A 23,468-nucleotide genomic window follows, 5' to 3' on the forward strand; every position below is an offset into this window, starting at 1 on the left:
GAAAGACAGTTGCTCCTACCTTGAACGCGGTTGAGCGGACCCGGCGTGACCGAGCAAGATAATCAATGCTTGATCATCACATGCCGCACACAGGTGTAGTCCTCCAGCCCATACATCGACATGTCCTTGCCGTACCCCGAGTGTTTCTGCCCGCCGTGGGGCATTTCACTGACCAGCATGAAATGGGTGTTCACCCAGGTGCAGCCATATTGCAGGCGTGCGGCCAGGCGGTGGGCGCGGCCGGTGTCGCGGGTCCAGACCGAGGAGGCCAGGCCGTAGTTGGAGTCGTTGGCCCATTCCAGCGCCTGCGCTTCGTCGCTGAAACGGGTTACCGACACCACCGGGCCGAACACTTCGTTGCGCACGATCTCATCATCCTGCAGGGCGTCGGCCAGCACCGTCGGCTGGAAAAAGTACCCATCGCCCTCGATTGCCTTGCCACCGGTCACCAGGCGAATGTGCGGCTGGGCGATGGCGCGCTGTACCAGGCCGGCGACCTTGTCGCGGTGCTGGGCGCTGATCAGCGGCCCCAGCTCGGTGCCCTCGGCCTCCTGCAGGCCGGGCTTGATGCTGGCGACCGCTTCCCCCAGGCGCTCGACGAAGCGCTCATAGATACCGGCCTGCACATACAGGCGGCAAGCCGCCGTGCAGTCCTGGCCGGCGTTGTAGAAACCGAAGGTGCGAATACCCTCGATCGCGGCATCGATGTCGGCATCATCGAACACCAGGACTGGCGCCTTGCCGCCCAGCTCCATGTGCATGCGCTTCACGCTGTCGGCGGTGGCGCTGATGATATGGGCGCCGGTGGGGATCGAGCCTGTCAGCGACACCATGCGGACCTTGGGGTGCGTAACCAGTGGGTTGCCGACCGTCTGGCCACGGCCAAACAGAATGTTGAGCACCCCGGCCGGCAGCAGGTCCTTGGCCAGTTCCCCCAGGCGCAAGGCGGTCAACGGGGTCAGCTCGGAGGGTTTGATCACCACCGTGTTGCCGGCCGCCAGGGCCGGGGCGATCTTCCAGGCCAGCATCATCAGCGGGTAGTTCCACGGTGCAATCGAGGCCACCACGCCCAAGGGGTCGCGACGGATCATCGACGTGTGGCCCGGCAGGTATTCACCTGCCGCCGAGCCGCCCAGGCAACGCGCGGCACCGGCGAAAAAACGAAACACGTCGGCAATCGCCGGAATTTCGTCGTTGCGCGCGGCACTCAAGGGTTTGCCGCAGTTCTGCGATTCCAGCCGAGCCAGTTCATCGCCATGTGCCTCAATGGTGTCTGCCAGGTTCAACAACGCCTGGGCGCGGTCCTTGGGGCTGGTTTGCGACCAACTGTCGAACGCATGGTCAGCGGCACGCACGGCGCTGTCCACCTGGGCTTCGCTGGATTCGTTGATCTGCGCCAGGGCGGTGCCCAGCGCCGGGTCGAGCACGGTCCAGGTCGGGCCTTGGCCGGCGACCAGTTGGCCATTGATCAGCATCTGCGTTTGCATCGGGTACTCCTCCAGGGTCATTTGCCACTGCCCGCAACGCTGTCGCCGCCACGGGTCAGGTAATAGGCGCCAAGGATCGGCAGCATGGTCACCAACATCACCAGCATGGCTACCACATTGGTCACCGGCACGTCGCGCGGCCGGCTGAGCTGGTTGAGCAGCCAGATCGGCAGGGTGCGTTCGTGGCCGGCGGTGAAGGTCGTGACAATGATCTCATCGAACGACAGGGCAAAGGCCAGCATACCGCCGGCCAGCAGTGCCGAGCCGAGGTTCGGCAGGATGATGTAGCGAAAGGTCTGCCAGCCATCGGCACCCAGGTCCATGGAGGCCTCGATCAGGCTGTGTGAGGTGCGCCGCAGGCGGGCGATCACATTGTTGTAGACGATCACCACGCAGAATGTGGCATGGCCGACCACGATGGTGAACACCCCGGGCTCCATGCCCAAGGTCTTGAACGCCGAGAGCAGGGCGATGCCGGTGATGATGCCGGGCAGGGCGATGGGCAGGATCAGCATCAGCGATATGGCCTCTTTGCCGAAAAAGCTGCGCCGGTACAGTGCGGCCGATGCCAGTGTGCCGAGCACCAGGGCGATCAGGGTCGCCAGGCAGGCGACCTGCAACGACAGCTTGATCGCGTCCAGCACATCGGTGCGGGCGAAGGCCACGGCAAACCACTTCAGGGTAAACCCCGTGGGCGGGAAGCTGAATGCTGCGTCTTCGGTGTTGAAGGCGTACAGGAAGATGATCAGGATCGGGAAATGCAGGAACAACAGCCCGCCCCAGGCCGCCAGGCGCAACCCTACAGAGGCTTGTTCAGAGTGCATCGAAGGCCCCCAGGCGCTTGACGATCGACAGGTACAGCGCAATCAGCACGATCGGCACCAAGGTAAATGCCGCCGCCATCGGCATGTTGCCAATCGCTCCTTGCTGGGCATAGACCATGCTGCCGATGAAGTAGCCGGGTGGGCCAACCAACTGCGGCACGATGAAGTCGCCAAGGGTAAGCGAGAAGGTGAAGATCGAGCCGGCGGCGATACCGGGAATCGACAGCGGCAGTATCACCTGCATGAAGGTTTGCCCGGGGCGTGCGCCAAGGTCTGCCGAGGCCTGTAACAGCGACGGCGGCAAGCGCTCCAGCGAGGCCTGGATCGGCAGGATCATGAACGGTAGCCAGATGTACACGAACACCATGAAGCGCCCCAGGTGCGAGGTCGACAGCGTGCTGCCGCCCACGCCCGGCACCGTCAGCACGGCTTGCAGCAGGGCGTCCAGGTGCAGCTGGTGGACGAACCACTGGGCCACCCCTCCCTTGGCCAGCAGCAGGGTCCAGGCGTAGGTCTTGACGATGTAGCTGGCCCACATCGGCATCATCACGGCGATATAGAAAAATGCCTTGGTCTTGCCGCGGGTGTAGCGCGCCATGTAGTAGGCGATGGGAAACGCCAGTACCGCGCTGGCCAGTGACACCGCCACCGCCATGCACAGGGTACGCAGGATGATGTCGAAGTTCGACGGGTTGAACAGCGCGGCGAAGTTGCCCAGGGTCAGGTCCGGGGTGACCGCCATGGTGAAGTCGTCGAAGGTGTAGAAACCCTGCCACAACAGGTTCAGCAACGAGCCCAGGTAGATGGCGCCGAACCAGGTCAGTGGCGGGATCAGCAGCAGGGCCAGGTACAGGTTGGGGCGCCGGTACAGCACATCGGCCAGGCCTCGGAGCGCGCTCATGGCAATGGCCCTGCGCTTTCCTGCAGCACGGTCATCGCCTCGCGCGGCCAGTGCGCCTGCACCCGCTGCCCGGGTTGCCAGGCCTGGGGCTGTGCCTGCCAGCGGTCGTTGGCCTGGGTTACTGTCAACAGTTGGCCATTGTCCAGTTGCAACTCGTAACGGGTGGCGCTGCCCTGGTACTGCACATCGCGCAGCAGGCCGCTGACCTGTACTTCGTGGCTGGTGACCACCAAGTCGCCCAGGCGGATATGCTCAGGGCGGATGGAAAACGGCGCCGGGTGGCCGTTGAGCGCCCTCGCCAATTCGCCACGCATCACGTTGGACGTGCCGACGAATTCAGCGACGAAGGTGGTGGCGGGTTTCATGTAAAGATTGCGCGGGGTGTCGACCTGTTCGATGCGGCCGCGGTTGAACACCGCGACCCGGTCTGACATCGACAGCGCCTCGGTCTGGTCATGGGTGACGAAGATGAAGGTGATGCCTAGCTGGCGTTGCAGCTTCTTCAGCTCGCCCTGCATCTGTTCGCGCAGCTTGAGGTCCAACGCGCCCAGCGGCTCGTCCAGCAGCAGCACACGGGGCCGGTTGACCAGTGCCCGCGCCAGGGCCACACGCTGGCGCTGGCCACCCGAAAGCTGCGCCGGCTTGCGCGCGCCGTAGCCGGCCAGGGCCACCATGGCCAGGGCTTGCTCGGCACGGCTATGGCGCTCGGCCTTGGCCACGCCTTTCACTTTCAAGCCATAGGCGATGTTGTCGAGCACGTTCATGTGCGGGAACAACGCGTAGTCCTGGAACACGGTATTGACGTCACGCTGGTAGGGCGGCACGCCGGCAGCTTCCAGGCCGTGGATACGGATCGAGCCGCTGCTTGGCTGCTCGAAGCCGGCGATCAGGCGCAGGCAGGTGGTCTTGCCGGAGCCGGACGGGCCGAGCATGGAGAAGAACTCCCCATCGCTGATGTCGATGCTGACCTGGTCTACGGCCTTGACCTCGCCGAAGCTACGGGAAACCTGAGTGAACTGGACGGCTAGGGGCATACGCGGTTCTCTGTTGTTCTCGTATTGCCTGTATCGGCCCTGTCGCCGGCAGCCGGCCCGCACTGGGGTCACACGACAGGGCCGCAACAGGCGAAGAAACCCTCAGCGCCCACCCATGATGGCAATGTAATCTTGAGTCCAGCGGCTATACGGCACGAACTTGCCACCCTGGGCCTGCGGGGTTTTCCAGAAGGCGATCTTGTCGAAGTTGTCGAAGCCGTTGGTCTTGCAACCCTCGGCGCCGAGCAACTCGTTGCCACTGCAGGCTGCCGGCACCGCCGGCAAAGAGCCGAACCAGGCGGCCACGTCACCCTGCACCTTCGGTTGCAGCGACCAGTCCATCCATTGATAGGCGCAGTTGGGGTGCTTGGCGTCGGTGTGCAGCATGGTGGTATCGGCCCAGCCGGTAGCGCCCTCCTTGGGGATGGTCGACGCCACGGGCTGGTGCTCGGCCTTCAGGCCATTGACCATGTAGCCCCACGAACTGGAGGCGACCACGCCTTCGTTCTTCACGTCGCTCATCTGCACTGTGGCGTCGTGCCAGTAGCGGTGGATCAGCGGTTGCTGCTGGCGCAGCAGTTCGAGCACCGCCTGGTATTGCGTCTCGGTCAGTTCATACGGGTCCTGGATGCCCAGTTCCGGTTTGGCCGACTTCAGGTACAGCGCCGCGTCCGCGATGTAGATCGGCCCGTCATACGCCTGTACGCGGCCTTTGTTCGGCTTGCCATCGGGCAGGTCCTGCGGCACGAACACCACGCCCCAGCTGGTCGGTGCCTGCTTGAACGTGTTGGTGTTGTACAGCAGCACGTTCGGTCCCCACTGGTACGGGGTGCCATAGACCTGTTTGTCGACCACATACCAGCCACCGTTCTGCAGGCGCGGGTCGATGTTTTTCCAGTTGGGGATCAAGGCGGTGTTGATCGGTTGCACCCGTTTGCCGGCGATCAGCCGTAACGAGGCATCGCCCGAGGCGGTAACCAGGTCGTAGCCCCCCTTGGCCATCAGGCTGACCATTTCGTCCGAGGTGGCAGCGGTTTTCACGCTGACCTTGCAGCCGGTTTGCTGTTCGAAGCCGGTCACCCAGTCATACGCCTTGTCGCTTTCACCGCGCTCGATGTAGCCGGGCCAGGCGACGATGTCCAGGCGCCCTTCGCCAGGCCCCAGGGCCTTGGGCGGTTCGGCGGCCAGCAGGCCGGTACTGGCCAGCACGGCACAGGTGGTGGCGCCGAGCAATGCGGTCTTGTGCACGGGCATGGGTGTTCCCTCTTGTTGGAGATTGTGGTCGCGGCAGTGGTCGAGTCTAGTTGGCTTTTTGCCAGTCAATGCAACATCCAGAAGCAAATCCGCGCATGGTCCTTTACCGGGCAGGCCTTACTCTGGCGGATGACTTCCCATGCCTGGAGACTTGCACATGAACACCCGTGGCTTGCTGGACCAACTGCTCAAATCTGGCCAGGAGTTGCTGAACAAATCCTCTGCTTCCGGCAAACCCGGCGCTGGCGCCAGCGGGCTAGGCGGCCTGTTGTCCGGGGCCGGTGGTGGCTTGCTGGGCGGTGGCGCACTGGGCGTGCTGCTGGGCAACAAGAAGGCGCGCAAATATGGGGGCAAGGCCCTGACCTATGGTGGCCTCGCGGCACTCGGGGTGCTGGCCTACAAGGCCTACGGCAACTGGCAGGCGCGCCAGCAGGTGGCTGCCAGCGAGCCGCAGACGGTCGACCGCTTGCCGCCGGCCCAGGTCGAGCAGCACAGCCAGGCGGTGTTGCGGGCGCTGGTGGCTGCGGCCAAGTCCGACGGCCATATCGACGAACGCGAACGGGCGCTGATCGAAGGTGAGTTCACCCGCCTGGACAGCGACCGCGAGTTGCAGCATTGGCTGCACGCCGAACTGAACAAGCCGCTGGACCCGGCTGAAGTCGCCCGCGCCGCACAGACGCCCGAGATGGCTGCCGAGATGTACCTGGCCAGCATGATGATGGTCGACCAGGAAAACTTCATGGAGCGCGCCTACCTCGATGAGCTGGCCCGCCAGTTGCGTCTGGACCCGGGTTTGCGCCAGGAGTTGGAGAGCCAGGTGCGGTTAGCCGCAGGCCAGTAAGCGACGCGGTCCTTGTGGGAGCGGCCTTGTGTCGCGAAAGGGCTGCGCAGCAGCCCCAAAGATTTTAGCTTCGCCGCATGAAATGCCGGGGCCGCTGCGCGGCCCTTTCGCGACACAAGGCCGCTCCCACAAACGAAGCGACTTTTCCATGATGGGCTCCGTCCATTAGCGGGGATGCCAGGTTACCCCACATTTCACCCGCAAAAGCGTAAGGCCTCTAGGCTATACTTCGGCGATTTTCCCCGCTCGTTGTGAATTCCTGAGGGCTGAATGTGAAGAACTGGACGTTGCGCCAACGGATCCTGGCAAGTTTCGCCGTGATAATCGCCATCATGCTGCTGATGATCGTGGCCGCCTACTCGCGGTTGGCCGCCATCGAAACCGCCGAAGCCGCCGTAGGTACAGACAGCATTCCCGGGGTCTACTACAGCTCGATGATCCGCAGCGCCTGGGTCGACAGCTACGTCACCAGCCAACAGTTGGTCGGGCTGTCCAACCACCGGGAAATCACACCGGGCGACATGGAACTGTTCAAGAGTTTCGAAGACCGGCTGAAGCAATTCATGGCCAGTTACCAGAGCACCATTCAGGGCCATGACGACCAGGCCCGCTTCGACAGCTTCGTGCAGCTTGAAGAAAACTACATGAAGATTGTCGGCCAGGTGCTCGATGCCTACCGTCAGCGCAACTACGCCGAAGCCCAGCGCCTGATCAACGACGTACTCACGCCCGCCTGGGTCGACGGTCGCAAGCACCTGAACGATGTCATCGAGAACAACCGCGCCTCCGCTGATGCCGCCACCCGCGATATCGTCAGTGCCGTGACCACCGCCAAGGGCAGCATGATCGTCTCGCTGTTGCTGGCCATTGTCGCAGCCGGGGTGTGCGGGCTGTTGCTGATGCGCGCCATCACCGCGCCCATGCAGCGTATCGTCCAAGCCCTCGACAAGCTGCGTTCGGGTGACCTGAGCGTGCGCCTGAGCCTGGAACGCAAGGATGAGTTCGGCGCCATCGAGAGCGGCTTCAACGAAATGGCCGAAGCGCTGGCGAACCTGGTGGCCCAGGCCCAGCGCTCGTCGGTGCAGGTCACCACGTCGGTTACCGAGATCGCCGCCACCTCCAAGCAGCAGCAGGCCACTGCCACCGAAACCGCAGCCACCACCACGGAAATCGGCGCCACCTCGCGGGAAATTGCCGCCACTTCGCGTGACCTGGTGCGCACCATGACTGAAGTCACTTCGGCCGCCGACCAGGCCTCCAGCCTGGCCGGCTCCGGCCAGCAGGGCCTGGCCCGCATGGAAGAGACCATGCACCAGGTGATGGGCGCCGCCGACCTGGTCAACGCCAAGCTGGGCATCCTCAACGAGAAAGCCAGCAACATTACCCAGATGGTGGTGACGATCGTCAAGGTGGCCGACCAGACCAACCTGTTGTCGCTCAACGCCGCCATCGAGGCGGAAAAGGCTGGTGAGTATGGCCGTGGCTTTGCCGTGGTGGCCACCGAGGTGCGGCGCCTGGCCGACCAGACCGCCGTGGCCACTTACGATATCGAGCAGATGGTGCGCGAGATCCAGTCGGCGGTGTCGGCCGGGGTCATGGGCATGGACAAGTTTTCCGAAGAAGTGCGCCGGGGCATGTTCGAAGTGCAGCAGGTCGGCGAGCAACTGAGCCAGATCATTCACCAGGTACAGGCCTTGGCACCGCGCGTGCTGATGGTCAACGAAGGCATGCAGGCCCAGGCCACCGGTGCCGAGCAGATCAACCAGGCGTTGGCCCAGCTCAGTGATGCCAGCACCCAGACCGTCGAGTCGCTGCGCCAGGCCAGCTTTGCCATCGATGAGCTTAGCCAGGTGGCCGCAGGCTTGCGTGGCGGCGTGTCGCGTTTCAAAGTCTGACCGCGATGACCGACACGCAAGCGCCGGCCGCACAGCCGGGCAACGCCAAGGGGGCGCTGTACCTGCAGTTCCGTATCAGGGAACAACGCTTTGCCCTGAGCGTGCACGAGGTGATCGAAGTGCTGCCACTTCGGCCACTCAAGCCGATTGCCCGGGCGCCAGCCTGGGTGGCGGGTATTCTGGCCCACCGTGGCCTGCTCATACCCGTCATCGACCTGGCCGCGCTCAGCTTCGGCCAGCCGGCGGCGCAGCGCACCAGCACCCGGCTGGTACTGGTGCACTACCGGGCTGGGCTGCAGCTGGGGCTGGTGCTGGAGCAGGCAACCGAGACCCTGCGCTGCCAGCCCGATGAGTTCCAGCCCTATGGTGTAGACATGGGCGAAGCCCCTTACCTGGGGCCGGTGCGTCAGGATGCCCTTGGCATGCTGCAGCGCATCGAAGTCAATGACCTGCTGCCCGACGCCGTGCACGCATTGCTGTACACGCAGGGCCCGACCGGGGGGCCGACATGACCGAACAGCGTTTTTTCCGTTTCTTGCGTGAGCGTATTGGCCTGGATGTGGAGTCTGTCGGCACGCCGATGGTCGAGCGTGCACTGCGCCAGCGCAGCGTAGCGGTGGGCGCTGCCGATCTGGACGACTACTGGCTGCGCCTGCAGCAGTCCGGTGAAGAGCAACAGGCACTGATCGAAGCGGTGATCGTGCCAGAGACCTGGTTCTTCCGGTACCCCGAGTCCTTCACCGCGCTGGCGGCCCTGGCGCACAAGCGCCGTGCCGAACTGGACGGCGCGCGGCCGCTGCGGTTGCTCAGCCTGCCGTGCTCGACGGGCGAGGAGCCCTATTCGCTGGCCATGGCGTTGTTTGATGCCGGTATGGCGCCGGGGGCGTTTCTGGTCGATGGCATGGACATCAGCCCCAGCTCGGTGGCCAAGGCCGGGCAGGCCGTGTATGGCCGCAATGCCTTTCGCGGCAGCGAGCTGGGTTTTCGCGAGCGTTACTTCGATGTGGTCGACGAAGGCCACCGCCTGCACGAGCGGGTACGCCAGCAAGTCAGCCTGCAGGTAGGCAATGTGCTCGACCCGCTGCTGGCCAGCCGCGATGGCCTGTATGACTTCGTGTTCTGTCGCAACCTGCTGATCTACTTCGACGTGCCGACCCAGCAACGCGTCTTCGAAGTGCTCAAGCGCCTGCTGCACCCACAGGGGGTGCTGTTCATCGGTCCGGCCGAGGGCAGCCTGTTGGCGCGTCTGGGCATGCGCCCGCTGGGGATCGCCCAGTCGTTTGCCTACGTACGAGACCCAGGCAGCAGCACGCCTGCGCCGGCGGCAGCGGCAGCACCTGCCAGGCGCAGTTGGCCGGGGCCCGGGCCTGCCGGGTATTCGCAGCCGGCCTTGCCGGTGCCGCGGCCGCAGCGTGCGCTGCCGGTGGTGGCCCGGCCAGCGCCGGCCCGCGAGGCTGCGGGTGAGGGCCCCAGCGAACTGCTGGCCGGCATCGCCCGGCTGGCCAATGCCGGCGCCAGCGCACAGGCTCGCCACGAATGCCAGCGCTACCTGGGCCAATACCCGCCGTCGGCGCAGGTGTATTACTGGCTGGGGCTGCTCAGCGATACAGAGGGCGACGCACAGCAAGCGCTGACCCACTACCGCAAAGCGCTGTATCTGGAGCCACAACACCCCGAGGCGTTGCTGCACCTGGCGGCCCTGCTTGCGGCCCAGGGTGACCTGGCCGGGGCCAGGCGCCTGCAGGAGCGGGCGGCGCGGGCTGGGCGGGAGTCTGAACGGTGAACGGTGAATCCGCGATGCAACTGCTGGCCGATGACGATGCGCTCATCGACGACTGCTGGAACCGCATTGGTGTACATGGCAACAAGCAATGCCCGCTACTGGAGCGGCACGTGCATTGCCGCAACTGCGAAGTCTACGCCGCTGCGGCTACCCGCCTGCTTGACCGCTATGCATTGGCGCAGGAGCACTCGGCGGCCGAGCGTGAGCCGCTGCAAGAGCACACCGGTCGCTCCATGTTGCTGTTCCGTCTGGGTGAAGAATGGCTGGCGCTGGCGACCGCCTGCCTGGCCGAAATCGCCCCGTTGCAGGCCGTGCATTCGTTGCCGCACCAGCGCTCGCGGGTGTTGCAGGGGGTCGCCAATGTGCGTGGGGCGCTGGTGCCATGCCTGTCATTGGCCGACTTGCTGGGGGTTCAGGCGGGTGCTGCCGAGCAGCGCAGCGGCCGGGCGATGCCACGCATGCTGATCCTGGCCAGCGAGGGCGGCCCGGTGGTGGTGGCGGTCGAGGAAATCGACGGCATCCACCGGCTCGACCCGCTGTTGCTGGGCAGTGGCCAGGACGCCACCCGCTATACCGCGGCGGTGCTGCAATGGCGCGGGCGCAGCGTGCGGGTACTGGACGATCAACACTTACTGGCTGCCGTGCAGCGGAGCTTGTCATGACCCCAGAGCAAATGCGCGACGCCTCGTTGCTCGAGCTGTTCAGCCTGGAGGCCGAAGCGCAGACCCAGGTGCTCAGCGCCGGCCTGATGGCACTCGAGCGCAACCCTACCCAGGCTGACCAGCTCGAGGCGTGCATGCGCGCGGCCCACTCGCTCAAGGGCGCCGCCCGTATCGTTGGCGTGGACGCGGGCGTCAGCGTCGCGCATGTCATGGAGGATTGCCTGGTAGCCGCCCAGGAGGGGCGCCTGCGGTTGAATGCCGAGCATATCGATGCGCTGTTGCAGGGGACCGACTTGCTGATGCGCATTGCCACACCGGGCGACAGTGCGGCGCAGGCGACCCTGCCGGTGTTTCTTGCGCAGATGGCCAGCCTGCTCGACCCGGGCGGCGCCGGCGTGCCGCCGCTGCCCGTGGCGGCAGGGGCCGTATCGCCGTCGTCGCCGTCGGTCAGCCCGCCGCCGGCACCGTTGGTGCTGCCCAGTGAGCTGTCAGAGCCCGACGCCGAGCCTGAGCCCGAGCCCGAGCCAGCGCTGCGGCGCAAGGTGGGCAAGCGCGTCGGCGATGCAGGCGAACGGGTGTTACGGGTCACTGCCGACCGCCTGAACAGCCTGCTCGACCTGTCCAGCAAGTCGCTGGTGGAGACCCAGCGCCTGAAGCCTTACCTGGCCACCCTGCAGCGCCTCAAACGCATGCACGGCCAAGGGATGCAGGCGCTCGACGGCGTGCGCATGCAGCTGGAAGACAGCGGCCACAACAGTGAAGTGCTCGAAGCCTTGGCGCAAACCCAGCGCCTGCTGGTCGAGACCCAGCAGATCCTGCAACAGCAGGCCGCCGACCTCGATGAGTTCGGCTGGCAGGCCAGTCAGCGTGCGCAGTTGCTGTACGACACGGCCCTGGCCTGCCGCATGCGGCCATTCGCCGATGTGCTGGCCGGGCAGAGTCGCATGGTCCGAGACCTCGGCCGCTCGCTGGGCAAGCCGGTACGGCTGGTGGTGGAGGGCGAAAAAACCCAGGTCGACCGTGATGTGCTGGAAAAGCTTGAAGCGCCATTGACCCACCTGTTGCGCAATGCCGTGGACCACGGCATCGAACTTCCGGAACGGCGCCTGCTGGCGGGCAAGCCAGCGGAAGGGCTGGTGCGCCTGCGTGCCTCGCACCAGGCTGGCATGCTCAGCCTGGAGCTGATCGACGATGGCGCCGGTATCGACCTGGAGCGCCTGCGCGGCAGTATCGTCGAGCGCGCCCTGTCGCCGGCCGACACCGTGGCGCGCATGAGCGAAGCGGAACTGCTGACATTCCTGTTCCTGCCCGGCTTCAGCCTGCGCGACAAGGTGACCGAAGTGTCCGGGCGCGGCGTGGGGCTGGATGCGGTGCAACACATGATTCGCGAACTGCGCGGCTCGATCGAGCTGAGCCAGCAGCCAGGGCAGGGCTGCCGCTTCCATCTGCAGGTGCCGTTGACCCTGTCCGTGGTGCGTAGCCTGGTCGTCGAGGTCGGTGGCGAGGCTTACGCTTTTCCGCTGGCGCATATCGAGCGCACCCTGGACGTCACCGCCGAGCAGATCGTGCAGATCGAAGGCCGCCAGCACTTCTGGCACGAGGGCCGGCACATCGGCCTGGTGGCGGCCAGCCAGTTGCTCAACCGCCCGCTGGGGCAAAGCGACGGCAGCAGCCTGCGGGTCGTGGTGATCCGTGAGCGCGAGCAACTGTACGGTGTGGCCGTGGAGCGCCTGGTAGGCGAACGCGTGCTGGTGGTGATGCCGCTCGACCCACGGCTGGGCAAGGTGCAGGACATTTCTTCGGGGGCCTTGCTCGATGATGGTTCAGTGGTGCTGATCGTCGATGTCGAAGACCTGCTGCGCTCGGTGGATAAACTGCTGAGCACCGGCAGCCTGGAGCGTATCGAACGCGGCAGCGGCGGCACCCGTGGGGTGGCGCACAAACGCATCCTGGTGGTCGACGACTCACTGACCGTGCGCGAGCTGCAGCGCAAGCTGCTCAGCCACCGTGGCTACGACGTGGCGGTAGCGGTAGACGGCATGGACGGCTGGAACGCCTTGCGCAGTGAAGACTTCGATTTGCTGATCACCGATATCGACATGCCACGCATGGACGGTATCGAACTGGTCACCCTGGTGCGGCGCGACCAGCGCCTGCAAGGCTTGCCAGTGATGGTGGTGTCCTACAAAGACCGTGAGGAAGACCGGCGGCGTGGCCTGGACGCCGGCGCCGACTACTATTTGGCAAAGGCCAGTTTCCACGACGACGCGTTGCTGGATGCTGTGGTGGAACTGATCGGGGGGGCTCAGGGATGAAGATCGCCATCGTCAATGACATGCCCATGGCGGTCGAGGCCCTACGCCGCGCAGTCGCCCTTGAGCCCGCGCACGAGCTGGTGTGGGTGGCCAGCAATGGCGCCGAGGCAGTGCAGCGTTGTACCGAGCAGCTTCCGGACCTGATCCTCATGGACCTGATCATGCCGGTGATGGATGGCGTGGAGGCGACCCGGCGGATCATGGCCGAAACCCCATGTGCCATCGTCGTCGTCACGGTCGACCGCAAGCAGAACGTGCACCGGGTGTTCGAGGCCATGGGCCATGGCGCGCTCGATGTGGTGGACACCCCAGCGCTGGGCGCGGGTGATCCCCGCGAAGCGGCGGCCCCGCTGCTGCGCAAGATCCTCAATATCGGCTGGCTGATTGGCCAGCAGCGTGCACCGGTTGCGCGCCCGGTTGAGCTGCCGCTGCGCGAAGCTTCACAGCGTCGCGGCCTGGTGGCGATTGGTTCGTCGGCCGGTGGCCCGGCAGCCCTGGAAGTGTTGCTCAAAGGCTTGCCGCCGGCGTTTCCGGCGGCCATCGTGCTGGTCCAGCATGTGGACCAGGTATTTGCCGCAGGCATGGCCGAGTGGCTCGGCAATGCCGCCAACCGGCAGGTGCGGCTGGCCCGTGAAGGCGAGCCGCCGCAGCCGGGCGTGGTGCTGCTGGCCGGCACCAATCACCATATCCGCCTGCTAAAGAACGGCCAACTGGCCTACACTCCCGAGCCTGTGAACGAAATCTACCGGCCCTCGATCAATGTGTTTTTCGAGAGCGTGGCCCAATACTGGCACGGCGATGCGGTGGGGGTATTGCTCACCGGCATGGGCCGCGACGGTGCCCAAGGCCTGAAGCTGATGCGTCAGCAGGGTTTCCTGACCATTGCCCAGGACCAGGCCAGCAGCGCGGTGTACGGCATGCCCAAGGCCGCCGCAGCCATTGATGCTGCCGTGGAAATTCGCCCGCTGGACCGCATCGCCGGGCGCTTGACGGAAATTTTTGGAAAATGACGACACGTATTGAATCACGCCGCCACGCCGGTAGTGATCGGGTGACCATGTATGGATGATTTACCGATCGAAGGTTTCGCGACCACCAACGAAAACTCGGCGATGGTACTGCTGGTCGACGATCAGGCCATGATCGGCGAGGCCGTGAGGCGAGGGTTGGCCAACCAGGACAACATCGACTTCCACTTCTGTGCCGACCCCCACCAGGCGGTGGCCCAGGCCATGCGCATCAAGCCCACGGTCATCCTTCAGGACCTGATCATGCCGGGCCTGGACGGCTTGACCCTGGTGCGTGAGTACCGCAACAACCCGGTGACCCAGGACATTCCGATCATCGTGCTCTCCACCAAGGAAGACCCTCTGGTCAAGAGCGCGGCGTTCGCGGCCGGGGCCAATGATTACCTGGTCAAGCTGCCGGACACCATCGAACTGGTGGCGCGTATTCGCTACCACTCGCGCTCCTACCTGACCCTGCTGCAGCGCGACGAGGCCTACCGCGCCCTGCGCGTCAGCCAGCAGCAGTTGCTGGATTCCAACCTGATGCTGCAGCGGCTGATGAACTCCGATGGCCTGACCGGGCTGTCCAACCGCCGGCACTTCGACGAATACCTGGAACTGGAGTGGCGCCGGGCCATGCGCGAGCAGCAACAACTGTCGCTGCTGATGATCGACGTGGACTACTTCAAGGCCTTCAACGACAGCTTCGGCCACCTGGCCGGTGACGAGGCGCTGCGCCAGGTGGCCGAGTCGATCCGCGGCTCGTGCTCGCGGCCCAGTGACCTGCCCGCGCGTTACGGCGGCGAGGAATTCGCCCTGGTGCTGCCCAACACCTCGCCTGGCGGGGCACGTCTGGTGGCCGAAAAGCTGCGCCAGACCGTGCATGGCCTGGGGATCCCGCACACTGCACCGGCGGCTGATGCGTTCCTGACCGTGAGCATCGGCCTGGCCACCCAGACCCCGAGTATCGGCAGCCATTGCCGGCAACTGATCTCGGCGGCCGACAAGGGCCTGTACCTGGCCAAGAATGGCGGGCGCAACCAGGTCGGCATTGCCTGACGCGCCGATAGCAGCACCGGCCCTCGTGGTAGCTCATGTACAGGCTACCGCCCGGCGGGTCTGCCGCCCTGCGGCGGACTCGGTTATACTCGCAGGCTTTTCACCGAATTCGTGCGAGTAGCCAGCCCATGGAAATCCAACCGATCCTGAACACCATCAAGGACCTCACCGAGCGTTCCCAGTCAATTCGGGGGTATCTTTGACTACGATCACAAGCATGACCGCCTGATCGAAGTCAACCGCGAGCTGGAAGACCCCAACGTCTGGAACAAGCCCGAGTACGCGCAGGCCCTGGGCCGCGAGCGTGCCATGCTGGCACAGGTGGTCGAGACCCTGGACAAGCTGTCCAACGGCCTGGGCGACTGCCAGGACTTGCTCGACATGGCTGTCGAGGAAAATGACGAAGGCGCCGTCGGCGACGTCGTGACCGAGCTGGAAGGCCTGGAAGAAAACCTGGCTCAGCTTGAGTTCCGTCGCATGTTCAGCGGCGAAATGGACATGAACAACGCCTACCTGGATATCCAGGCCGGCTCTGGCGGTACCGAGGCGCAGGACTGGGCCAACATCCTGCTGCGCATGTACCTGCGCTGGGCCGACAAGCGTGGTTTCGACGCCACCATCATCGAACTGTCCGAAGGTGAAGTAGCCGGTATCAAGGGCGCCACCGTGCACATCAAGGGCGAGTACGCCTTTGGCTGGCTGCGCACCGAAATCGGCGTGCACCGCCTGGTGCGCAAGAGCCCGTTCGACTCCGGCGCCCGTCGCCACACCTCGTTCTCGGCGGTGTTCGTTTCGCCAGAAATCGACGACAAGGTCGAAATCGAGATCAACCCGTCCGACCTGCGCATCGATACCTACCGTTCCTCCGGTGCCGGTGGCCAGCACGTCAACACCACCGACTCGGCCGTACGTATCACCCACGTACCGACCAACACCGTGGTGGCGTGCCAGAACGAACGTTCGCAGCACGCCAACAAGGACACCGCCATGAAAATGCTGCGGGCCAAGTTGTACGAGCTGGAAATGCAAAAGCGCAACGCCGCTTCGCAGGCGTTGGAAGACAGCAAGTCGGACATCGGCTGGGGCCACCAGATCCGCTCCTACGTGCTGGATGACTCGCGTATCAAGGACCTGCGTACCGGCGTGGAACGCAGCGACTGCCAGAAGGTGCTGGACGGCGACCTCGATCAGTACCTGGAAGCAAGCCTGAAGCAGGGCCTGTAAGCCGTACTCCACCGCCGCGCCATCGGCCAACCGCCGCTGGCGCGTGCCCTGCCCGAAAAGGGCAACGAATACCTGATGGAAAAAATGACCAGATGAGCGACCTCAAGACCGAATCGCAAGACCTGCAACAGGAAGAGAATGCCCTGATCGCCCTGCGCAAGGAAAAACTTGCCGCCGAGCGTGCCAAGGGCAATGCCTTCCCCAATGACTTCCGTCGCGACAGCTACTGCAACGACCTGCAGAAGCAGTACGCGGACAAGACCAAGGAAGAGCTGGAAGCAGCCGCGATTCCGGTCAAGGTGGCGGGCCGCATCATGCTCAACCGTGGCTCGTTCATGGTGATCCAGGACATGACCGGCCGCATTCAGGTCTACGTCAACCGCAAGACCCTGCCGGAAGAAACCCTGGCCGCAGTCAAAACCTGGGACCTGGGCGACATCATCAGCGCCGAAGGCACCCTGGCCCGCTCTGGCAAAGGCGACCTGTACGTCGAAATGACCAACGTGCGCCTGCTGACCAAGTCGCTGCGCCCGCTGCCCGACAAGCACCACGGCCTGACCGATACCGAGCAGCGCTACCGCCAGCGCTACGTCGACCTGATGGTCAACGAAGAAACCCGCCACACCTTCCGTGTGCGCTCGCAGGTGATCTCGCACATTCGCAAGTTCCTCATCGAGCGTGACTTCCTCGAAGTCGAAACGCCCATGCTGCAAACCATCCCGGGTGGTGCTGCGGCCAAGCCGTTCGAAACCCACCACAACGCCCTGGACATGGCCATGTTCCTGCGCATTGCGCCGGAGCTGTACCTCAAGCGGCTTGTCGTGGGTGGGTTCGAGAAGGTGTTCGAGATCAACCGCAACTTCCGTAACGAAGGTGTTTCGACCCGGCACAACCCGGAATTCACCATGCTCGAGTTCTACCAGGCCTACGCCGACTACCGCGACAACATGGACCTCACCGAGGAACTGTTCCGCGAGCTGGCGCAGCTGGTTCTGGGCAGCACCGACGTACCGTACGGCGACAAGGTGTTCCACTTCGGCGAGCCGTTCGCCCGCCTGTCGGTGTTCGACTCGATCCTCAAGTACAACCCGGAGCTGACCGCTGCCGACCTGCAGGACGTCGACCGCGCCCGTGACATCGCCAAGAAGGCCGGTGCCAAGGTGCTGGGCCACGAAGGCCTGGGCAAGCTGCAGGTGATGATTTTCGAGGAGCTGGTCGAGCACAAGCTGGAGCAGCCCCACTTCATCACCGAGTACCCGTTCGAGGTGTCGCCGCTGGCCCGTCGCAACGACGACAACCCGGCCGTGACCGACCGTTTCGAGCTGTTCATCGGTGGCCGCGAAATCGCCAACGCCTACTCCGAGCTCAACGATGCCGAAGACCAGGCCGAGCGCTTCCTGGCCCAGGTAGCCGAGAAAGACGCCGGTGACGACGAAGCCATGCACTACGACGCCGACTTCGTTCGCGCGCTGGAGTACGGCATGCCGCCGACCGCGGGTGAAGGCATTGGTATCGACCGCCTGGTGATGCTGCTGACCAACTCGCCGTCGATCCGCGATGTGATCCTGTTCCCGCACATGCGCCCGCAGGCCTGAGTGAGCTGAACGAGCCGCCTTTTCAGGCGGCTTTTCTTTGCGAGCGGCAAGCCATAAGCGGCAAGCTACAAGAAACGGCAGTCCGCGTGCATTCCGCTTTTTCTGGTGGCTTGCCGCTTGTAGCTTGCCGCTTCTTCCGTGAGGTCCCCTATGACACCCGCCACCCCTCACCAGGGCGCCGCCGGCATCGCCACCGCCGTCGCCGAAAGCGTGCAATACCAAGGCCGCAAAGCTGCCCGCCAGGGCAGCGAACAGCGTCGCCAGCAGATTCTCGATGCCGCCATGCGCATCGTCGTGCGCGATGGCGTTCGCGGTGTGCGTCACCGGGCGGTGGCTGCCGAGGCCGGTGTGCCTTTGTCGGCCACCACCTACTATTTCAAGGACATCGAGGACCTGCTCACCGATACCTTCGCCCAGTACGTCGAACGCAGCGCCGCCTACATGGCCAAACTGTGGGCCAACACCGAAGTTGTGCTGCGCCAGCTGCTGGCCCAAGGGGATGGCAGCCCGCAGGCGCGGGCACGGCTGGCTGACGAAGTGGCACGCATGACCGCCGACTACGTGCAGCGCCAACTGCTGAACCGCCGCGACTTCCTGATGGCCGAACAGGCGTTCCGCCAAGAGGCGCTGCTGTGCCCGCGCCTGGCCGAACTGGTCTGTGCGCACGAGCAGATCCTGCTGCACGGCACCCGCCAATTGCTGCAGGTGGTCGGTTCGCGGCAGCCGGAACAGGACGCCCAAATGTTGACGGCGATTATCGAGCAGATGGAATATCAGGGCCTGCTCAAGGATGCCAGCGCGCAAGCCGATGGGCAGATGCTCGCTATGCTTACCCGATACCTGCAACTGGTGCTGGCATCGGCCTGAGCGAGACCGACTTTTCAAGGAGAACCTGATGAAAGCCTGGCGTGTGGTGTTGTTGACTTTGTCATTCCTGCTGCTGGGCGGTTGTCTGGTGACCTTCCATGAGCCATTGCCCAGCAATCAGGCCGCGCCCAAGGCCTTGCTCGGCAAGTGGAGCAGCAAGGACGCCTGGGGTGAGCCATTGAAGCTCACCATCACCCGTAGCAGTGGCAATGCCTACAAGGCGGTCGCCACGGCCAAAGGCAAGGCACCGGAAGCCTACATGTTCACGGTGTCGCGCCACGGTAACCGCTGGTACCTGTCGGCCGGTGTGCCCAAGCGCCTGGGCGGCAATTTCCTGATTGGCGGCTTCGATATCGTCGATGGCAAGGAACTGGTGCTGTACAACCTGGATGTCGAGCAAGTGCAGCAGGCAGTGGACAAACAGGAACTGACCGGGCGCAGTACCGAGGTGCCGGAAGGCAACGGCGATGGTGTGTTGATCGATAGCCCGTCGGCGCGGGTGCTGGCGTACCTGGACGACCCGGCCAATTCGGACCTGTTCGTTGAAGTGGCCCGGTTCCAGCGGTCCGGCAAATGACCGTGCTGGCTTCATCGCCGGCAAGCCAGCTCCCACAGGTACAGCACAGGGCCCCAAGGCAGTGATGAACCTGTGGGAGCTGGCTTGCCGGCGATGAGGCCGGTACAGGTTTTCTGTACTAGAAAGGAGTCCCCGGTGGACGAATACCAGCAGACCATCCGCGCCCTGTCCGACCGCATCGTCGCGGCGCAAACACCGATTCGGGTGCTGGATGCGGTGAAGTGGGACGACAGCATTCGGCAGGGCTTCCTGCAGGGCAAGGGCAAGGAGCCGCCAGCGGTCGACCGCGCCTATTACCAGTCGCGGCCCCTGTCGTTCGACTCCAGCGCCGTCAAGGCCGAGTTTCAGGGGATCGAGCGCGACATCATTCGCCAGCTAGGCCAGTTCAACCCCGTTGGGCAGATCATGAAGCGCATGTGCCGCGAGTACCGCATGGTAGTGCGCATGCTCGAAGCCCGTGGCACCGAGGAGTTCGGCCTGATCTCCCAGGAGTTGTATGGCGCCGCTTCCGACGCCTTTCATGCCGGTGATCCGACCTTGGCCGACCTCGGCCTGATGCTGTCGGACTACCTGAACAACATCGATGGCCGCGGCGACCTGAAGGACGAACCGAAGAACCTGACCGCCAAAGAGGCTGTCGATACCCTACAGCGGCGCTTGAACACGGTGTTCGGTGAAGCCGAAGGCACCATCCGTGTGTTCGAGTCCGACGGCATTGTCGCTGACGCCGCCGCTGGCGCCGACTATATCAAGGTGCGCGCCGATGCCATGTTCAATGCCCGTGACGTGCGGGCGCTGGAAGTGCACGAAGGGCTGGTGCACGTCGGCACCACGCTCAATGGCCTGAACCAGCCGATCTGCACCTTCCTGGCCAAGGGCCCGCCCTCGTCGACGGTGACCCAGGAAGGCCTGGCCATCCTCATGGAGGTGATTGCCTTTGCCTCCTACCCCAGCCGCCTGCGCAAGCTCACCAACCGCACCCGTGCCATCCACATGGTCGAGGAGGGCGCCGACTTCATGCAGGTGTACGGCTTCTTCCGCGAGCAGGGCTTCGAGATGGGGCAAAGCTACAGCAACGCCAGCCGGGTATTCCGCGGCTCGGTGCCCAACGGCCTGCCATTTACCAAGGACTTGTCCTACCTCAAGGGCTTCATCATGGTTTACAACTACATTCAGTTGGCTGTGAAGAAGGGCAAGCTCGAACAGATACCGCTGCTGTTCTGCGGCAAGACCACCCTGGAAGACATGCGCACTTTGCGTCAACTGGTCGAGGAGGGGCTGGTCGAACCGCCCAAGTACTTGCCCGAACAGTTCCGTGACCTCAACGCGCTGTCGGCCTGGATGTGCTTCTCCAACTTCCTCAACCACCTGAGCCTGGATCGCATTGAAGCCGACTACGCGAATATTCTCTGAGTACTGCCGCCCGCTGCTGCTGGGGCTGGTGCTGCTGGCCCTGGGCGGCTGCAGCAGCCTGCTGTTCTACCCCGAGCGCGGGCAGGCGTTCACCCCTGAACGCGCCAAGCTGGCGTACCGTGATGTCACCCTGACCACTGCCGATGGCGTTCGCCTGCACGGCTGGTGGCTGCCGGCCAAGCCGGGTGTCGATGTCAAGGGTACGGTGCTGCACCTGCACGGCAACGGCGGCAACCTGCCCGGGCACCTGGGTGGTAGCTATTGGCTGCCGGAGCAGGGTTACCAGGTGCTGATGGTCGACTACCGCGGCTATGGCCTGTCTGAGGGCAAACCGAGCCTGCCAGAGGTATACCACGACATCGCCGCGGCCATGACCTGGCTGGACCAGGCGCCCGAGGCCAAGGGCAAGCCGCTGGTGTTGCTGGGGCAGAGCCTGGGCGGCGCCATGGCGATTCATTACCTGGCAGGCCACCCGGAGCAGCGCCAGCGCTTCGCTGCCCTGGTATTCGACGGGGTGCCGGCCAGCTACCGGGCGGTGGGGCGCTATGCCCTCAGTACCTCGTGGATGACCTGGCCATTGCAGGTGCCACTGTCGTGGCTGGTGCCCGACGGCGACAGCGCGATCCGCTCGATCGAGCAACTGCGCAGTCCACCCAAGCTGTTCTTCCAGAGCATTGATGACGACCTGGTGCCGCTGGAAAACGGTATCCGCCTGTATCAGCACGCGCCACCGCCGCGGGTGCTGCAACTGACCCGAGGTGGCCATGTGCAGACCTTCGCCGACCCTACATGGCGCCAGGTGATGTTGCGCTTCCTCGATGACCCTAGCCATTTCAACGGCCTGCGGCGGCTCGCCGAAGTGCCTGATTACCCTGACGAGAAGAACACCCAATGAGTGAAGAACGCAACGCCATCCCGCTGATCCTGACGGGTGTGGGCAGCATCATCGTGACGGTGGGCGCCTTGTGGTACTACGGCTACCTGCATTTCGCCAAACCCGAGGATGCCCTGTTGTTGCAGGATTACACCATGCTCAAGACCGTCCCCGGCGAGGATTACAAGGTTTCGCTGGACCCGGCACCGCAAGTGGCGCAGTGCGTGGACGGTGTATTGGTGCTGTTCGATACCCAGCAGAAAGGCCTGACGGGCGTGCTGGTGGACAACCGCAAGCGTGCAGTGCGCTGCATGGGTGAGGAAACGCCGCAGCAGGTACAGTGAGCGGCAGCGAAACAAAAAAAAGCCCCGCGTCGATCGCGGGGCTTTCTCTGTCAGCTGGCCAGTATTACTGCTTGGCCTGGCTCATGGAGCGCGGCTGCACCGGCTGGTTGTCGTTGGAGATGGTCACCTCCACACGACGGTTCTGTGCACGCCCGGAGTTGCTGGAGTTGTCCGCAACTGGGTACTCCTTGCCGTAGCCTTGGGCCACGATGCGCGCTGGGTCTACGCCGGCGCGCACCAGGGCCATGCGTACGCTGTTGGCGCGGCGCTCGGACAGGCTCTGGTTGTAGCTGGCCGAGCCGACGCTGTCGGTGTAGCCCTCTACGATCACCTTGCGCTCAGGGTTTTCCTGAAGGAACTGGGCCAGTTTGGTGATGTTCGGGTACGCGTTGCCTTTCAGCTCGGCCTTGTTGAAGTCGAACAGCACGTCACCGAAGGTCACCAGCGTACCGCGGTCGGTCTGCTTGGCGTTCAGGCTGTTCTGCAGCTTGGCGATCTGGGCATCGCGGGCATCCAGCTTGGCCTGGGCACGCTGGGCGGCTGCGTTCTTCAGCTCACCCTCGGCAGTACGCAGGGCAATGGTCTGCTTGGCCACTTCGACGCGCTGGTTGGTCAGGTAGGCCAGCTGGTCGACTTTCTTCTCGTCTTCACGGTCCATGTAGGCCTTGTCGGCCTTGTTCAGCCAATCCTGGGCATCCTTGGTTTCCAGCGCGGCGACTTTGCTCGCCTGTGGATCGCTCTGCAGGGCCGAGAAGTTGGTGCGGGCGGCTTCCAGGTTGGCGTTAGGGTCGTGCGAGCACGCAGCAAGACCGACGCTCAGGGCCAGCAGGGCGGGAATCATGACGTAATTGCGCATAGTGTTCATCCTTTGATCGTGTGCGAAGGCTAAGGTTGGCGGGGCAGGGCTCACTGAGCGCTGCGCAGGCCTTCCTCACGTACGTCCTGAACGCCCTGGCGGGCATCCTGCACGGCCTTCTGAGCCTTGGCCGCCTGGGCCTTGCGTTCGGCCAGGCGTGCGTCCCATTCGGCCTGTTCGGCCAGGCGCTTGGCTTCGTCGTACTTCTTGTCGTGCATGGCGATTTCAGCCTGCTTGAACTTGTCTTGCGCGGCTTTCATTTCCACGGCGGCGAACTCGGTGCCGCCAGCGCTGACAGCGGAATTCACGGCGGACTGGGTAACCGCATATTGCTCGGTAGGCGGGTTGCCCGCACAGCCGGCCAGGACCAGGCTACTGCCCAGGGCCAGCGCGGCCAGCTTGAACCCGCGCACATGAGTGGATGACGGTTTGCTAGTGCGGGTTTTCATGGTGGTCAGCTCCATTGGATCACTCCTGATAACGATGTCCGTAGCAGTCCATCGCTCATTCCCTGACAAGTCCGCGCGCTTGGAATCAACGGTGCACAACGGCAGGTGTGCAGGGTTTTAGCGTGATGGCTATTAGCTGTGACTCAGAGTTTTTTTGGATAGTTCCGAAAAATTTCTGACCCGGTGGAGGGTTTTTGCAGAGTGCCC

Annotated in this window: 22 protein-coding genes; 15 read left to right on the plus strand and 7 right to left on the minus strand. The window is 64.2% G+C overall.

From position 1 onward, the window contains the following. Positions 1-62: 62 nt before the first annotated feature. The 5 genes from GYA94_RS01090 to ydcS form a co-directional block, all read right to left on the minus strand. Entirely contained in the window at positions 63-1,487 is a 1,425-nt protein-coding gene (locus GYA94_RS01090) for a gamma-aminobutyraldehyde dehydrogenase (protein WP_161891648.1), read from the minus strand. Positions 1,488-1,504: 17 nt separating this feature from the next. Then, positions 1,505-2,311 (minus strand): ABC transporter permease, encoded by an 807-nt coding sequence (locus GYA94_RS01095; protein WP_161891649.1) that lies wholly within the window; start codon positions 2,309-2,311, stop codon positions 1,505-1,507. After that, on the minus strand, positions 2,301-3,212 hold the full coding sequence (locus GYA94_RS01100; RefSeq protein ID WP_054913505.1) for an ABC transporter permease: 912 nt from the start codon (positions 3,210-3,212) through the stop codon (positions 2,301-2,303). The genes GYA94_RS01095 and GYA94_RS01100 overlap by 11 nt, the downstream gene beginning before the upstream one ends. Further along, positions 3,209-4,246, minus strand: a complete 1,038-nt coding sequence (locus GYA94_RS01105) for an ABC transporter ATP-binding protein (protein WP_161891650.1) — start codon at positions 4,244-4,246, stop codon at positions 3,209-3,211. Before GYA94_RS01105 ends, GYA94_RS01100 begins: the two co-directional genes overlap by 4 nt. 102 nt (positions 4,247-4,348) lie before the next feature. Next, on the minus strand, positions 4,349-5,500 hold the full coding sequence (gene ydcS / locus GYA94_RS01110; protein WP_161891651.1) for a putative ABC transporter substrate-binding protein YdcS: 1,152 nt from the start codon (positions 5,498-5,500) through the stop codon (positions 4,349-4,351). A gap of 157 nt (positions 5,501-5,657) precedes the next feature. Here ydcS and GYA94_RS01115 point away from each other — a divergent pair, with 157 nt between their 5' ends. The 15 genes from GYA94_RS01115 to GYA94_RS01185 all read left to right on the plus strand — a co-directional run bounded on the left by GYA94_RS01115 (position 5,658) and on the right by GYA94_RS01185 (position 21,956). After that, on the plus strand, positions 5,658-6,341 hold the full coding sequence (locus GYA94_RS01115) for a tellurite resistance TerB family protein (protein WP_054890355.1): 684 nt from the start codon (positions 5,658-5,660) through the stop codon (positions 6,339-6,341). Between the two features lie 272 nt (positions 6,342-6,613). Continuing rightward, positions 6,614-8,236, plus strand: coding sequence for a methyl-accepting chemotaxis protein (locus tag GYA94_RS01120; protein ID WP_161891652.1), 1,623 nt, complete (start codon positions 6,614-6,616; stop codon positions 8,234-8,236). Positions 8,237-8,241: 5 nt separating this feature from the next. Next, positions 8,242-8,748, plus strand: coding sequence for a chemotaxis protein CheW (locus GYA94_RS01125; protein WP_161891653.1), 507 nt, complete (start codon positions 8,242-8,244; stop codon positions 8,746-8,748). After that, complete coding sequence (locus GYA94_RS01130) at positions 8,745-10,019, plus strand: CheR family methyltransferase (RefSeq protein WP_110678864.1); 1,275 nt, start codon at positions 8,745-8,747, stop codon at positions 10,017-10,019. Before GYA94_RS01125 ends, GYA94_RS01130 begins: the two co-directional genes overlap by 4 nt. Beyond that, positions 10,016-10,681 carry a chemotaxis protein CheW gene (locus tag GYA94_RS01135; protein ID WP_054890352.1) on the plus strand — a complete coding sequence of 222 codons (666 nt, stop codon included), beginning with the start codon at positions 10,016-10,018 and terminating at the stop codon, positions 10,679-10,681. Before GYA94_RS01130 ends, GYA94_RS01135 begins: the two co-directional genes overlap by 4 nt. After that, the gene (locus tag GYA94_RS01140) at positions 10,678-12,996 is read left to right on the plus strand and encodes a hybrid sensor histidine kinase/response regulator (protein WP_161891654.1); all 2,319 of its coding nucleotides are present in this window, start codon (positions 10,678-10,680) and stop codon (positions 12,994-12,996) included. The genes GYA94_RS01135 and GYA94_RS01140 overlap by 4 nt, the downstream gene beginning before the upstream one ends. Further along, the gene (locus GYA94_RS01145) at positions 12,993-14,006 is read left to right on the plus strand and encodes a chemotaxis response regulator protein-glutamate methylesterase (protein WP_110678860.1); all 1,014 of its coding nucleotides are present in this window, start codon (positions 12,993-12,995) and stop codon (positions 14,004-14,006) included. Before GYA94_RS01140 ends, GYA94_RS01145 begins: the two co-directional genes overlap by 4 nt. Positions 14,007-14,057: 51 nt before the next feature. Then, the gene (gene wspR, locus GYA94_RS01150) at positions 14,058-15,062 is read left to right on the plus strand and encodes a Wsp signal transduction system regulator diguanylate cyclase WspR (protein WP_054890349.1); all 1,005 of its coding nucleotides are present in this window, start codon (positions 14,058-14,060) and stop codon (positions 15,060-15,062) included. Between the two features lie 128 nt (positions 15,063-15,190). Continuing rightward, positions 15,191-16,286 (plus strand): peptide chain release factor 2 gene (prfB, locus tag GYA94_RS01155; RefSeq protein ID WP_110678858.1). Its coding sequence is split into 2 segments (ribosomal slippage): positions 15,191-15,262 and positions 15,264-16,286, totalling 1,095 coding nucleotides; the frame shifts between segments, so codons are not numbered across the junction. A gap of 92 nt (positions 16,287-16,378) precedes the next feature. Continuing rightward, positions 16,379-17,881, plus strand: coding sequence for a lysine--tRNA ligase (gene lysS, locus GYA94_RS01160; protein ID WP_009686998.1), 1,503 nt, complete (start codon positions 16,379-16,381; stop codon positions 17,879-17,881). 150 nt (positions 17,882-18,031) lie between these two features. Continuing rightward, a complete protein-coding gene (locus GYA94_RS01165) occupies positions 18,032-18,748 on the plus strand; it encodes a TetR/AcrR family transcriptional regulator (protein ID WP_009686997.1) in 717 nt (238 codons plus the stop codon). 28 nt (positions 18,749-18,776) lie between these two features. Further along, the gene (locus GYA94_RS01170; protein ID WP_029888050.1) at positions 18,777-19,325 is read left to right on the plus strand and encodes a hypothetical protein; all 549 of its coding nucleotides are present in this window, start codon (positions 18,777-18,779) and stop codon (positions 19,323-19,325) included. 93 nt (positions 19,326-19,418) lie between these two features. Further along, positions 19,419-20,738 (plus strand): flavohemoglobin expression-modulating QEGLA motif protein, encoded by a 1,320-nt coding sequence (locus tag GYA94_RS01175; protein WP_154211460.1) that lies wholly within the window; start codon positions 19,419-19,421, stop codon positions 20,736-20,738. Then, entirely contained in the window at positions 20,710-21,633 is a 924-nt protein-coding gene (locus GYA94_RS01180; protein WP_161891655.1) for an alpha/beta hydrolase, read from the plus strand. Before GYA94_RS01175 ends, GYA94_RS01180 begins: the two co-directional genes overlap by 29 nt. Next, a complete protein-coding gene (locus tag GYA94_RS01185; RefSeq protein WP_009686993.1) occupies positions 21,630-21,956 on the plus strand; it encodes a PA3694 family proteiin in 327 nt (108 codons plus the stop codon). Before GYA94_RS01180 ends, GYA94_RS01185 begins: the two co-directional genes overlap by 4 nt. A 64-nt stretch (positions 21,957-22,020) precedes the next feature. Here the strand turns inward: GYA94_RS01185 and lptF are convergent, their stop codons facing one another. Then, positions 22,021-22,812 (minus strand): lipotoxin F family OmpA-related lipoprotein LptF, encoded by a 792-nt coding sequence (gene lptF / locus GYA94_RS01190; RefSeq protein WP_161891656.1) that lies wholly within the window; start codon positions 22,810-22,812, stop codon positions 22,021-22,023. A 50-nt stretch (positions 22,813-22,862) separates the two neighbouring features. Further along, positions 22,863-23,276: a DUF4398 domain-containing protein gene (locus GYA94_RS01195; protein WP_009686991.1), complete on the minus strand. Its 414-nt coding sequence runs from the start codon at positions 23,274-23,276 to the stop codon at positions 22,863-22,865. Positions 23,277-23,468 lie beyond the last annotated feature (192 nt).

It is taken from the genome of Pseudomonas juntendi, assembly GCF_009932375.1.
Lineage (GTDB): Bacteria > Pseudomonadota > Gammaproteobacteria > Pseudomonadales > Pseudomonadaceae > Aquipseudomonas > Aquipseudomonas juntendi.